The organism is Paenibacillus cremeus (assembly GCF_007786445.1).
Classification (GTDB): Bacteria; Bacillota; Bacilli; order Paenibacillales; family NBRC-103111; genus Paenibacillus_G; species Paenibacillus_G cremeus.
Genome location: NZ_VNJI01000001.1, coordinates 171,882 through 185,209, shown reverse-complemented (window position 1 = coordinate 185,209; position 13,328 = coordinate 171,882). Strand labels below are relative to the sequence as shown.

Annotated in this window: 12 protein-coding genes; 2 read left to right on the top strand and 10 right to left on the bottom strand. The window is 56.5% G+C overall.

The window, feature by feature from the left end; all coding sequences use genetic code 11:
* Nucleotides 1-54 precede the first annotated feature (54 nt).
* The 3 genes from FPZ49_RS00825 to FPZ49_RS00815 all read right to left on the bottom strand — a co-directional run bounded on the left by FPZ49_RS00825 (nt 55) and on the right by FPZ49_RS00815 (nt 2,621).
* A complete protein-coding gene (locus tag FPZ49_RS00825; RefSeq protein WP_144842450.1) occupies nt 55-687 on the bottom strand; it encodes an XTP/dITP diphosphatase in 633 nt (210 codons plus the stop codon).
* A complete protein-coding gene (rph, locus tag FPZ49_RS00820) occupies nt 668-1,432 on the bottom strand; it encodes a ribonuclease PH (protein ID WP_144842449.1) in 765 nt (254 codons plus the stop codon). The genes FPZ49_RS00825 and rph overlap by 20 nt, the downstream gene beginning before the upstream one ends.
* A 145-nt stretch (nt 1,433-1,577) precedes the next feature.
* Nucleotides 1,578-2,621: a GerMN domain-containing protein gene (locus FPZ49_RS00815; RefSeq protein WP_144842448.1), complete on the bottom strand. Its 1,044-nt coding sequence runs from the start codon at nt 2,619-2,621 to the stop codon at nt 1,578-1,580.
* Between the two features lie 139 nt (nt 2,622-2,760).
* Between FPZ49_RS00815 and FPZ49_RS00810 the strand changes: the two genes are divergently transcribed.
* Nucleotides 2,761-3,273: a phosphatidylglycerophosphatase A family protein gene (locus FPZ49_RS00810; protein WP_144842447.1), complete on the top strand. Its 513-nt coding sequence runs from the start codon at nt 2,761-2,763 to the stop codon at nt 3,271-3,273.
* A 99-nt stretch (nt 3,274-3,372) separates the two neighbouring features.
* Here FPZ49_RS00810 and FPZ49_RS00805 read toward each other — a convergent pair whose 3' ends face one another.
* From FPZ49_RS00805 to FPZ49_RS00790, 4 genes are all read right to left on the bottom strand, one after another.
* Nucleotides 3,373-3,999 carry a hypothetical protein gene (locus tag FPZ49_RS00805; protein WP_144842446.1) on the bottom strand — a complete coding sequence of 209 codons (627 nt, stop codon included), beginning with the start codon at nt 3,997-3,999 and terminating at the stop codon, nt 3,373-3,375.
* A 17-nt stretch (nt 4,000-4,016) separates the two neighbouring features.
* Complete coding sequence (locus FPZ49_RS00800) at nt 4,017-5,102, bottom strand: Ger(x)C family spore germination C-terminal domain-containing protein (RefSeq protein ID WP_144842445.1); 1,086 nt, start codon at nt 5,100-5,102, stop codon at nt 4,017-4,019.
* Between the two features lie 138 nt (nt 5,103-5,240).
* Nucleotides 5,241-6,233, bottom strand: coding sequence for an MBL fold metallo-hydrolase (locus FPZ49_RS00795; RefSeq protein ID WP_144842444.1), 993 nt, complete (start codon nt 6,231-6,233; stop codon nt 5,241-5,243).
* Nucleotides 6,234-6,236: 3 nt separating this feature from the next.
* A complete protein-coding gene (locus tag FPZ49_RS00790; protein WP_144842443.1) occupies nt 6,237-6,977 on the bottom strand; it encodes a class I SAM-dependent methyltransferase in 741 nt (246 codons plus the stop codon).
* Between the two features lie 197 nt (nt 6,978-7,174).
* Between FPZ49_RS00790 and FPZ49_RS00785 the strand changes: the two genes are divergently transcribed.
* A complete protein-coding gene (locus tag FPZ49_RS00785) occupies nt 7,175-8,386 on the top strand; it encodes an ROK family transcriptional regulator (protein WP_144842442.1) in 1,212 nt (403 codons plus the stop codon).
* Nucleotides 8,387-8,881: 495 nt separating this feature from the next.
* Here FPZ49_RS00785 and FPZ49_RS00780 read toward each other — a convergent pair whose 3' ends face one another.
* From FPZ49_RS00780 to glpK, 3 genes are all read right to left on the bottom strand, one after another.
* Nucleotides 8,882-10,054 carry a DNA sulfur modification protein DndB gene (locus FPZ49_RS00780; RefSeq protein ID WP_144842441.1) on the bottom strand — a complete coding sequence of 391 codons (1,173 nt, stop codon included), beginning with the start codon at nt 10,052-10,054 and terminating at the stop codon, nt 8,882-8,884.
* Nucleotides 10,054-11,229, bottom strand: coding sequence for a DNA sulfur modification protein DndB (locus FPZ49_RS00775; RefSeq protein WP_144842440.1), 1,176 nt, complete (start codon nt 11,227-11,229; stop codon nt 10,054-10,056). Before FPZ49_RS00775 ends, FPZ49_RS00780 begins: the two co-directional genes overlap by 1 nt.
* 491 nt (nt 11,230-11,720) lie before the next feature.
* Nucleotides 11,721-13,199 carry a glycerol kinase GlpK gene (gene glpK / locus FPZ49_RS00770; RefSeq protein ID WP_144842439.1) on the bottom strand — a complete coding sequence of 493 codons (1,479 nt, stop codon included), beginning with the start codon at nt 13,197-13,199 and terminating at the stop codon, nt 11,721-11,723.
* Nucleotides 13,200-13,328: the final 129 nt, after the last annotated feature.

Here is a 13,328-nt window from a genome sequence, read left to right as displayed (position 1 = left end):
AAAGGACGGGGCGGCGTCCGGAGTGATCATCTCCGGCGCCGTCCCGTCTTCGTTTTAGGATAAGGCTTCCCACAGCCTGCGGATCGCTTGACCGCGATGGCTCCGCTCATTTTTCGCTTCCAGCGTCAGCTCCGCCATCGTCTGCCCGAGCTCCGGGATGTAGAACAGCGGATCGTAGCCGAAGCCGCGCTCCCCTCTCGGCTCGCCGATGATGACGCCCTCGCAGGCGCCTTCCGCTTCTGCGACGACGCGGCCCTCCGCGTCCACCAGCGCCATGGCGCACACAAAGCGCGCCGGGCTTAAGCCGCGTGCGTCACTGCCATCCTGCAGCGCTGCATCCGCCTCGACCTTGGCCAGCTCCTCAAGCAGCTTGCGGTTGTTGGCCGCATCGTTCGAGGGCTCGCCGGCATAGCGGGCGGAATAAACGCCGGGCGCGCCGCCAAGCCGATCGACGCACAGGCCGGAATCGTCCGCCACGACCGGAACGCCCAGCCGCTCAGCAATCGTACGGGCCTTGATCAGCGCGTTCGCCGCGAACGTGTCGCCGTCCTCTACGATGTCCGGCAGCTCCGGGTAATCGAGCAGGCTTTTCACGGCGATTCCCTTCGCCTCAAACATCGGCACAAATTCTTTTACCTTGCCTGCATTGCGGGTCGCAATCAGGACCTCAGGACCGAGAAGCGGCATGTGCAGCAGCCCCCTTGATACGGTCGGCAATCGGCCCCAGGGCTTGCTCTTGCTCGCGTACCATCGCGGCAATCCCGGTCTCGGCCAGCGCCAGCAGCGTGTCCAGCTCCTGGCGGGAGAATGGCGCCTCTTCGCCGGTGCCCTGCACCTCAACGAATTTGCCGCTGCCTGTCATGACGACGTTCATATCCACTTTCGCTTTGGAATCCTCTTCATAATTTAAATCCAAAAGGGCCTTGTCTTGAATAATGCCGACACTGATCGAGCCTAGAAAATCAGTAATAGGAAAACGGGATAAATTGCGATCCTTGGAGAGCTTGTCGATGGCGATCGCCATCGCTACAAAAGCGCCGGTGATGGAGGTCGTCCGAGTCCCGCCATCAGCTTGGATGACATCGCAGTCAAGTGTGATGGAGCGCTCGCCCAGCGCCTCCAGGTTCACAACCGAGCGCAGCGCCCGTCCGATCAACCGCTGGATTTCCATCGTCCTGCCGCCGAGCTTTCCTTTGGCCGCTTCCCGCTGGTTACGCACCGAGGTCGCTCTAGGCAGCATGGAATACTCAGCGGTGACCCAGCCCTTGCCCTGCCCTTTCATAAACGGCGGCACCCGCTCCTCCACCGTCGCCGTGCAGATGACCTTCGTATCGCCCACCTCGATAAGCACCGAGCCTTCCGCATGCTTGTTGTAGTTCGTCGTAATTTTTATAGGACGGGCCTGATCGGCCGCTCTTCCGTCGTTTCTCATGAATAGTTCGCTGCCTCCTATACGTAATTGCTTCAGTCGTTTCCCATTGTACCAGAGCAATTATGGAAAACCAAACACCCCTTTTCGGCAGCGGGGGTCTTGCGAGATCGGCTGCGAAAAGGGGCGTTGCCAAAGCTGCAATTCATTAGCTCTTGATTTGGTTTACTGTCGCCGGCCGTGTAACCGGCTTAGCGTAGCTTTCGTTCTCGGTCGTGCTCACCTTGGCGTCGCCGTTGACGAGAATTTGCACCTTGGAGGCGGCACCCGCATTTTCCGTCAGGGACAGCACCACGGAACGGAGCGCTTCGGCTGGCGCTTTTTTGTCTGGGCCGAGCATTTTATCAGAGAAGTTGACCGTAATTAAATCGTCCGCCTTGCTGATCTTGAGCAGCTCCGCCCCCGGGGTCATGACGGCGAACAAGCCTTTTTTCTGATCCGGTCCGGCAATCAGCTGCTGCACTACCGCTTCAGCCACATTATCCGTCCGCTTAATGAGCCGCGTGACCGGCACGTAATATTTATAATCCGCCTGATTCTGATTTAAGAAATACAGCGTCACCGGTGTAGATTGGCCGAACTCCACGCTTTCGGGCTTCTCCAGATTGATCCCCATCGCTCGGCTAAGCGGTTCATCGAGCGGTGTGCCACCGACCGGCATTTCCTTGAGCGCCTTGCCTTCTACGCGGATTTGAACCTTTTCCACGGTGCTAAAGCCCGTCAGTGTCCAGGTGACCGCTTCCAGTATTTTCCGCTCATCCTGCAGGTTATAATCTGTGAACGATTTGGAGAAATCTACAGTAGCGAGTTTATCTTTGATGCTGATTCCTTTGACCTCGGTGCCTTTCGGCAGCAGGCTGGTGAAGCCGGCGGGCAGGTGTCCGCTTGAGGGACCGCCGTCGACCATATACTCCAGCGAGCGCTTGGCGGCGCTTTCTGTTTTTTCGACCTGGATGGCGATCGGAGCAACGAAGCCTTTCTCATCCTTGGCGTAGATGGTCACCTGCATCGGATTGGTAATCGTGATGCCGGAAGCTTTAGCGCTGGTTGCCAGAGCGTCCGCCCCAGTCGGCGGAGGATCGATCTGCTTGGACTGTTCTTTTGTCTTTAAAAGCGAGCAGCCGGAAGCCACCAGCATGACGGCGCCAATCCCGGTTACAGCGGCGAGCCTTGTCCATTGATACGGTTTCATTTGTCAATTCCTCCTCAAGCGTTTTCGATAGGGCGGCGGTAGCAGCCTTCTCCGTTTTTACTTCTATGTATACGGAGGGGAGACAAGTTTATGACAACAATTTGTCCGCTTAAACGGACAATCATGGAGTGATGTGCAGATGTCCTACAGCTTGAACAGTAAAAAAGTAGAGAGTGCCGCAAGACAGTGGCTTGCCGATCGGGGCGTGCGCGTGGAGGATATGGCGGAGCTGGCCTACTTCCTGCAAAAGGACTACTACCCTACCCTCACCCTGGAGGAGTGCCGGCTTAGCGTAGAGCAGGTGCTGTCCAAGCGCGAGGTGCAAAATGCGATCCTCACCGGGATACAGCTGGATGTGCTCTCCGAAGAGGGCAAGCTGCAATCCCCGCTGCAGGAAATGATCGAAAACGATGAGGGGCTGTACGGCTGCGATGAGATTCTGGCTTTATCGATCGTCAATGTGTATGGCAGCATCGGGATGACCAATTTCGGCTATGTCGACAAGGTTAAGCCGGGGATCATTAAACAATTAAACGATAAATCCGGTCCGCACAAGCATACGTTTCTCGACGACATTGTCGGCGCCATCGCCGCTTCGGCCAGCAGCCGGATCGCACATCGGAAGCAAGCGGAGAATGAGCAAGAGTCCTAATTCCGCGATCAGGGGCAAAAAGAAAACAAGGAGTGTATCCACGGGGTGCTTGGCATCCGTCGGATATGCTCCTTGTTTTGCTTCATAAGCACTAGCCTTCTACTTCAGCGGAGTCAGGGTATCCGCAATCTTGGCCAGGTCGTTTATAGCAATATTTTGTGAGGTCAAGGCGATAAAGGTGCTGCCCTGCTTCAAATAAATCGTATTTTGTCCGCCGATGTTCACCGCCTTGCCCGTGCCCGAGCTCAGCTTCACATCCTGTGCGCCTGCGCCAGCCGGCATCATGTCTTCGGCGGATTCGATGATCGACATTTTGAGCAGCTTGATCGTCATTTGCTTGCCAGCACTTTGCAACTGGTCCAGCTTGTCTTCTTCGGCGACGCTTTGCGGGATATAGACCGTTGCGAGCTTGATGTTCTTAGCGGTTGCTGTCATTCCGGCTTTCTGCGCGGCATCAAAGGTAATTGGGACGAGCTTGACCGCTGCCGGCTGAGGCGTCGGCGTTGCTGCCGTCTGTCCTCCGGCAGGCGTCTGAGGCTGCTGGCCGGTTGGCGTTTGCCCCGCCGCTTGTCCTGGCGACGGTGAAGGCGCGGGCGTTGTTCCCGCCGTTTGAGGCGGGCTGGCCGTCTGCTTCTTGCAGCCGGTCGTTATAGCGATCGAGGCCAGCAATACCGCCGACCATATCATGACTCGTTTCCAGTTCTTAGTTGTTGGTATGATTTTCATAAAAGAGCACCTCCGAATTAATTAACCTGCACCTCGAGCAAAATATCTGCCTTGGCATAGGCGGTTCGCCAGCGGTCCGGCGACCAGATGCCGGCATACTGCTTGCGCAGCGAGTCCCCCAAGTGCAGCGGGTCGACCTCTTGCTCCTGAAGCTGGCGGACAACACCGGAGAGGGCCCGGTTGAGCGCTTGCTCGCCTAGTCCCGATGCCTTACCAGTGCTCGCGGGCTGGCCGTGAACGTTCAGCGTCACGTGTAGTTTTGCATGCTGCAAATCCCCGTTGCTGCTCACCGTGGACTTGCAGGACACGTCGGTCAGCTTATAATGCTGCAAGCTGAGCGAGCTTCCGTCCTCAGCTTCCTGCCAATCCAACTGAGGGAGATGCCCATCACCTTGGAGGCAAGCGAGCATTGCGCTTTGCTGTGGTGCCAGCACGCCGATGAGCCGCCCCTGCTTGATCAGCGCCGCTTGAACGGCTTGGACGGGTTCATCCGCTGCTGTTTTGATAGACTTCGAAGCTCCTGCCTCGTTAGAGTCCGTCAAGAACGGCAGCACCAAGTCGTCATCTTGTCCATAGCTCCTCGATTGCAGCGGATCCTGCGTCCACTGAGCCTGCGCCAGCGCCTGCATTCCGCCCCTGGTCCGCTCGGCGTTTCGCATGAAATTTTCGGCTGTGCCGGATGCGATGGCGACCAACGGTTTGCGTCCATGTACCAAGCCCAGCTTCTGCACCTGCTTCGCCCAAGACGCAGTAAAGCCGTGTGCACGCACCCATTCTTCTCCGATCAGAAGCAGCCCGGGCGGGGCTTTGCGTTCCCATTGCCAGGAGGCGTCATGGAAGGAAACGAACGTTTGTGCCCGCATCTCCGGCACAGCGGCTGCCTGCAGCTTGTTGTCTCCTGCATCGGGCAGCAGCTCCAGCACGGATACCTTGAGGCCTCCTCCCGAGGCATCGATGCCGGCCACCGTTACCGGAGCACTTGGTTCTGTGAGTGCTTTTAAAGGGCCATTATTAGCCTTCGCACAGCCAATGCCCACACCTGCACTAAGACAAAGCAGCAGCACCAGCTTCAGTGCCGGCTTCATCCGTCCGATTCCTCGCATAAACACACCTCCCAAAGGAAATTCATTTTTCACCCATTATTACTAATATTTCCTATTAGCAGATGGGATATGCAGCTAGATAGACAAAAAAGGCACGCCCCCTCTACTGAGGTTGCATGCCTTTGTATTGAATGATGATCAGCTTTGTTTATAAACGATCTGCTCCGCTTGGTTCGTTTCTACAAGCCTGCCCTCTTCCCGCAGCCAAAACAGATGCGCAATCGTTTCCGATAAGGCGAAGCGAAGCTGGTGAAGACTTAAACGATCGCCAAAGGTGGCTCGGCAAACCTCGTACGCCGTCATCGGGCCGGCTACCAGCGAGCGCATGCCTTCCAGCCGCTCCTCGTGGTGGCGGATCAATTCCTGCGCGCGCTCCGCCAGCTGCGTGAACGGCTCGCGGTGGCCCGGGAACGCCATGCTGACCTTCAGGCGGCTGATCTCCTTCAGGCTGCCGAGGTAGCTGGCCAGCGGGTTCTCATCGATGCCGCCGGGCAAATAGCTGACGTTCGGTGAAATTTGCGGCAGCACGTGATCGCCGCAAAACAGCACCTCTGTCTCCGCCCGGTAAAAGCACAAATGACCTGCCGCGTGCCCCGGCGTCAGAATGGATACATATTCGTCGTCGCCGAGACGAATCGTCTCCCCCGCCTCCAGGACGGTCACCTCCGGCTGCGGCGACACGGACGGCACGAAGCCGCCCATGTGCTCCCGCATCGGCTCCCGCAGCTCCTGGGGCAGTCCATGCTGACGGAACAGCTCGAGCAGCTGTTCCGTCAGCGGCTGCCCGTCGCCCCACAGGAGGCGAGCCTGCTCCAGGCCCGTCCGGGATAGGAGGACGGGCGCGCCCGAGCGCTGCTGAAACCACCCCGCCAGCCCGTAATGATCGGGATGGTGGTGGGTGAGCACAATGCGCTCGATGGTTTGGATGTCGATGCCGAGCTCTGCGAGCGTCGCATCCCATTGGGCTTCGGCGTTTGCCGTACGAAGCCCCGGATCGATCAGCGTCCAGCCGCTGCGGCCGCGGATCAAGTAGCTGTTGACCCAGCGCAGCGGAAACGGCAGCGGGACCTTCACTTGCAGCACGTCGCCGTGTCTGGTTACGACGGATGGAGCGGACGTTTGACCCGACATCGCTTACGCCCCCCTTCGTCCAACGAAGATCATGCGCAGCGAGGAAGCCGGATCGTACGCCGAGGCATCATAGCCACCGTACACCGCATCCACGCTAAGGCCCGCACGATCCAGCATGCCGAGGAACGTTTCCTGGCTGAGCAGCTTCACCTGCTCCTCGTACTGCCTTGGCTCCGATGCCGAGCCTTCTTCTTGGATCAGGATCGTTTTACGCACAAAACCGTCCTCTATGCGTCTGCGCTCTTCAATACGAAGCGGGCCCTCTACCCGTTCCGACTGCGGCACTAAGCGCGCTTTCACATAGTCCGGATTCAAAAAGTCGACAATGAACCGTCCTCCCGGCTTAAGCAGCCGATGCATCTCACGAAGCACGCGCTCGTTATCCGATTCCACATCGAAGTAACCGAAGGAGGTGAACAAATTCACTACCGCGTCAAAAGAATACTGCAGCGGAACCTCGCGCATATCCCCTTGAATCCAGGTCACTTCCTCCTGCGCATCGAGCTTGCGCGCCTCTGCTAGCAGCACCTCCGAGAGATCCACGCCGGTCACCGTAAACCCAAAGCTGGTCAGCGCCATCGAATGCCGTCCCATCCCGCAGCATAAATCGAGCACCTCCGCCCCCTCCGGCAGCTCCAGCCATTCCATCATGCGCCGTACCTCGTCGTAAGCGCCTTGTAAATCCCGATGCTTATATACAAGCAGGTAGTCGTTTCCGAAGCTTTTTTTATACCATTCCGTCATGGCTGAACCATCGTCCCTTCCTTGTTGCAACGGCTACATCACAGTTGTCAACTTCGCTAGCCTTATTCTAACAGATTCCGTCTAGGGAGAGCACGTTTTTGTTGGCTATGGTGATCAGGTCTGCCGTATAGTATAATTCAAAGATGAACTATTCTTTAGCACTCGTTCCCAATATAGGAGTAGGAGGAACCTACTGGATGGAGCGCATCCCTTTAGAACAGCGGCTGCCGAGCCGCAAGCATAAAGAAATTTTTGATCAAATCCGCAAGGCGGGCACCGTGTCCAAAATCGATCTGCTCGAGCGCAGCGGGCTGACCGGCAGTACCCTCACCCGGACGCTGGAGGAGCTGACCGCTCAAGGCCTCATTCTCGAAGCTGGCTTTGGAGAGTCGACTGGCGGCAGGCGGCCGATTTTGTATAAGCCTAATTCCGAGTATGGCTATGTGTTCGGTTTGGATATTTCCCGAATTCATACTCGGCTCTGCTTGTTTGATCTGCAGTTGAATAAGCTGGATGCCAAGCAATGGCTGATGACGGAAAGCTTGACCCCGCAAGTATTGCTGGATCAGATCATCACTTCGGCCCAAGGCATGCTCACCGCTCGCCGGCTTCAGGCGGATCAGGTGCTCGGCATGGGAATCGGAGCGGTTGGCCCGCTGGATCGCGAAGCCGGCATTTTGCTGGATCCGCTCTACTTTCCAACGGCAGGCTGGAGCAACTTGAACATCAAAGCGCTGCTGGAGGCCCGTCTGGGGTTACCCGTGCTGCTGGACAACGGGGCGAATACCGCGCTCCTTGGCGAGTCGTGGATGGACCGGGACCGGGACTACCGTCACTTGCTATATGTTCATGCCGGGGTCGGTATTCGCTCCGCGATGATGACTGGCGGAAAGCTCGTCTACGGCGCCGTCGATATGGAGGGCTCCATCGGCCAAATGATCATCCAGACGGACGGTGCACGGCTGTGGGGTCAAGGAAATTTCGGCGCGCTCGAGTCCTACGCCTCCATCCACGCCATCGAGCTGCAGGCCCAGTCCCGGCTCAAGCAGGGCCGCGACAGCTTGCTTCTGCGTATAGAGCGCGATCCGGATAAAATCCAGTTTGCTCACCTGCAGCAGGCGATTCAGGAGCATGACCCGCTGACGGTCGAGTTGTTCACCCAGGCCGCGACGTATTTCGGCATCGGGCTGTCCAATCTGCTCAACATTTTGCATCCGGAAAAGGTTATCTTGGGGGGTGCTTTAATCGGAAGCCACCCGGGGTTTTTTCATATCGCTACCCGTGTCGCGATCCAGCGGACGTACTATTATCCGAAGTATCAGGTGGTATTCAGTCTCGGCTCCCTCGGTGAGGAAGCGCTTGTGACCGGGGCCGCGCTGATGGTGGTGGATAAGCTGACGGAATTGTAGGTGGCAGAGGGGAACGACCAGAATTGGAAAAGGTACTATCCCATTCAATCAGGATGGTCACACAGCATGAAGGTATAGACTCGGGCAGGGGTGTCGATCTGGAGCAGCTAATGAACGCCGTGCAAGAGTCGCCACCGCTGAACAAACACCTATAACACCTGACTTTACCCGCATAACGGAACTGTATTCCGCTAAATTACCTCTGACCCTACAAATTCCGGAACTGAGTTCCGTTATTGAGCTAATTCTGCCCGTCTGGGCCTGTAATTGAGTAATATAACGGTACACTGTTCCGCTAAATTACCTCAAACCCGCCAAAACCCTCATTTAGCGGAACAGAGTTCCGCTATTGCGTGATACAGCCCAAGTAGCGGAACTAGGCTCCGTTACTTCGCCGATTCCCGCCCACCACCGCGCCAAAACAAAAATGCTCCCTCAGCCCCCTATCGCCAAGATGTGCGATAGGGCCGGGGGAGCATTTTCATGCCAAATCAATCAAGCGGTTGCTTCGCTTTCTTCCACCGGGTCGCCGTGCAGCTCCTGGAAGAATTGGACCAGCTTCCCGTGCTTGCGCAGCGATTTTTCGTGGATGAGGTTCAGCTTGCCGTTGTCCAGTACGCCGAACCGTTCGATCAGCTGCTCGTTCTCATGCGACCAGTCGAAGCCTTCGAAGATGCTGAGACAAGACGTCCAGTTCTTCGTATACTTGCCTTCGGTAAACAGGTGGCGATGCGCGTACAACGCGATGCTCTCCTGCATGGCGCGGGCCGAGGAGCTGAACTGCGGCAACCCCGGCTGCTCCGGCATGAGCGGCAGCAGCGTGCTGTAGAACTGGTGCAGGATTTCCACAAAAGTGGTGGGATCCTGCTTAATTTTGCGCACCATCTCGTAGGACGGCTGCATTTTTCCGGTGAACAGCATGGTGGCCGTCGAGTACAGCCAGCTGAACGACGTGAAATTTTTGTTGTACGCGGTCAGGTTTGCCCGGCGCTCTACGCCTGCGGCCTTCAAGAACACGTTATGATCCGTTACTTGCTGGATCACGAGGTTGAGCGGATCGATCGAGTCGAACGAATGGCCCAGCTCCTTGCTCACCAGCTGCACCTTGGAGTTGATGTCGCCAAACAGTTGCTTCTCTTCTTCCTCGCTGAGGCCGATATAAATCTGCACGCCCAGCTCGCTTTCCATCAGCTCCAGTCGGCGACGCTCCAGCTGCTCCACTTGCCCTATCAGCTGCTCCAGCTCCTGCTTGATTTCCTCGTCGTCAGGCGATTTGCGGTGCTTGATTTTGGCGGCGGCCAGCTTGCGCTCCACGCTCCGTGCTTCTTTCATAATTTGCTCATTCACATAGCCCAGCGCCAAAATCCGATGCTGGCCATCCAAAATACTCAGCTTCGAGCCCGGGCGTAGGAACAGTCCGTTGTCCGCTTTGGCTAAGCTGCTCACATCCCGCAAGCTGAGCGTAACCGGTCCAAAAAAGACGCGATCGAGCTCGCGCTCCTGCAAATAATTGGCAATTTTCCGGCGTTGTCCGTTGCTAAGCTTGCGCTGCACCATCGGATCGATCGTCGTGTAGTTGAGCAGGTCCTGCACCTGAATCGGCACCGTAGCAAGCCCAAACTTCTCGCAAAACGGGTGAATCGTCATTTGAAGGTTCAAACCGTCCATTAGCTGGCATCCTCCTTCGTGCTGGATTTCGGCATCAGCGGATCGTAGTCCTCGGATTCCCGGATCAGGAACAGGTGATGCTCCTCGAAGAAATCCTTGATATACTGATACGCCTTCATAATCCGGGAGCGTCTAGGCAAACGGTCTTTCTCGTCCCCGGTATAAATTGAATCCCACTCGATGTGCGGTAAAATTTTCGCCACATATTCCAGCGCATATTTATTGAACGTCCCGGTCTTCGTCACTTCGCCATGGAAGAACATCGCCATCGCGATCTGCAGATTTTCAGTCCAGCAGAGCTCGCCTTTTTCCGGTTCCGGTAAATATTTCAGCAGGTTTTCAAAATAAAACGAAGCCAGCTTCAAATGCTCCTCAATGCTCTTATCCTCAAAATAGTACCCGTTATTGCGCGACGCCGACTTGAGCCGCCCTTCGAATAGGCCGATCATAATCTCGATCAGCAGGTGGTACGAAAACAGATACTCCGGCCCTTTGCCCCGCTCCGTGAACATATCGACCGGCAGACGCTTCATCACCGGCGCATTCGCCGCGAGATGAGAGGCCAGCACATGATAAAACCGGCGCTGCTCGCGAAGGACGGCGAGGTTGCCTCCGATTTTGCGCGGAAGCTTGTTGATGTCGGAAAACAGCTGCCGCTCCTGACGGGCGTTAATATCGAGATAAATCATCGTGGACATCGGGAACGCGTACAGCTTGCTCAGCTTCGCTGAAATTTCCTCCATCCGGTCATACTCGCGGCGGTCTTTGGCACGGGCCATCGCGCTTTGAAGCGTTTCCATCAGCCGGCGGAACGCCGCCAACCGGTGCTGGCCGTCGACGACGTACAGCTTTTCGATCGCCTGCAGACGGTACACATTCGCCGCGTCGTCATATTGCCCCGCTCCGCGCGCAGATAAGATGATCCCCGGAAAATAAATGCCCTGCCCATGGTCCAAATACAGCATGATGTAGTCCATCATCTTGGACAGATTTTGCGGCACGATGGCGCGCTGGACCTCCAAATCGACCTCATAAATCGCAAACAGCTTGCTCATCGGCAGCGTTGTTGAAAGCGTCGTTTGCCCGAAGGTTCGGGATGCGGCTCCGGGAATTTCAATGTACGAAGACGCTTTTTGCTCCGCCAACAGCTCCGAGAGCGATGAAATTTTATCCATCTGAATTCCTCCTTGACTTACCTCACGGTCCAGTTATTTAAAAAAAGCATCGCTATAAATAGGTTCATATAATCCCATTATACACCTATTTTTCCATAAACATTCAGTCGCCGAGCGGAAAATCCACGTATTTTTTAGGCTAATAGGATACTATTTATGGATATAATTGGAAGTTTTTTTTTAAAAGGACTTCATGAAGGAGTGCGATCGGAATCCCTCCGGATCTGGCGGTCGTGCGGGATGGTATTGATCGTTAAAGCCGGGGAGTATGACAAGATCAGTGTTGGATTAACAAGTGTGTTATGCGAGAAGCGTTAGGCGATAAGCCATGGGAAGCGGTCCATGTTGTTTGGGAGGCAGTCAGAAGTATGCTGTGGGGGTAAAAACAACCGGATCGGGTTCGCGGTCACGCCTGTGCTGAAAAGGTCATCGCCGTGCGGAAGCCCTCCGGCCGAGCCGGAGGCAGCCTCCTAAGACGAACGGGTTGAATCTTACAGCTGGTACTGCAAGGTCTTACGCCAGCCGGCGTATTTGCTCTCGCGGTAAGCCTCATCCTGCTGCGGCTGGAAGGTTCGGTCCAGGCCTTTGAGCTGCTCCAGCTCTTCCAGACTGCTCCAGAAGCCGACCGCAAGTCCGGCTAAAAATGCGGCGCCCAAAGCGGTCGTTTCGGTCACCTTTGGCCGTACCACGGACACGCCCAGCAGGTCGGATTGGAACTGCATGAGGAACCCGTTTCTCACGGCTCCGCCATCCACTCGCAGGTCGTGCAGGCGCATGCCCGCTTCCTGCTGCATCACCTCAAGCACGTCGCGGCTCTGGTAGGCAATCGCTTCCAGCGCGGCCCGCACGAGGTGCGCTTTCCCCGATGCGCGGGTCAGCCCCGTAATCATGCCGCGGGCATTCGGCTCCCAGTAAGGCGTCCCCAGCCCGGCGAACGCCGGTACGAAGTAGACGCCCTCGGTATCCTCGACGGAGCAGGCGAGCTCCTCGCTCTCCTTCGCATCCTCGATCAGACCGAGCCCGTCGCGCAGCCACTGAATGACCGCGCCCGCGATAAATACGCTGCCTTCCAGCGCGTAATTCACGCGATCGCCGATCTGCCAGGCCACCGTCGTCAGCAGTCCATTTTGCGATAGTACCGGCTTTTCACCCGTGTTTTTCAAAATAAAGCAGCCGGTCCCATACGTGTTCTTAGCCATGCCTTCCTGGAAGCAGCCTTGGCCGAATAAGGCGGCCTGTTGATCCCCGGCTACGCCGGCAATCGGCACCTGCACGTCCGAACCGAGCAGAGATGTATGTCCATAGATACCGCTCGAAGGACGCACCTCCGGCAGCATCGAGGCAGGAATGTTCATCGCTTGCAAAATGTCTTCATCCCACTGCAGGGTATGAATGTTAAGCAGCAGGGTCCGCGAGGCGTTGGACGCATCCGTCGCATGAACCCGACCTTCGGTCAAATTCCAGATCAGCCACGAATCGATCGTGCCGAACAGCGCCTCTCCCCGCTCCGCCTTCTCCCGGATGTGAGGAAATGTATCCAGCAGCCACATCAGCTTCGTTCCTGAAAAATACGGATCGAGCACAAGCCCCGTTTTTTCGCGGATCGTGCTTTCCAGCCCTTGCTCCTTCAGCGTCCTGCATAATTCGCTGGTACGGCGGCACTGCCATACGATGGCATTATGCAGCGGCTTGCCTGTGAGGCGGTCCCATACCACCGTCGTCTCCCGCTGGTTGGTGATCCCGATTGCGGCGATCGATTCCAGCGGCACTTGGGCTGCCACCTGCTTCATCACCTGAAGCTGTACCCGCCAAATTTCTTCGGCATCATGCTCCACCCATCCGGATTGCGGAAAGATCTGCTGAAACTCCTGCTGTGCAACGTGTATGACAGCGCCTTCATGATCGAATAAAATCGCGCGGCAGCTGGTCGTTCCCTGGTCCAAGGCCATAATATATTGATGCCCACTCATGTTCGTTCCACCTCTCCTAGAGTCTGTCTAACGGAAGAACCCCTTCGTCAGACAGGCACTTTGGTGCCTATTTTAGCTTATTTTTCGTGATCCGAATAGCCCCCTGTTGTAGTGCAATTTGCTCCTTGC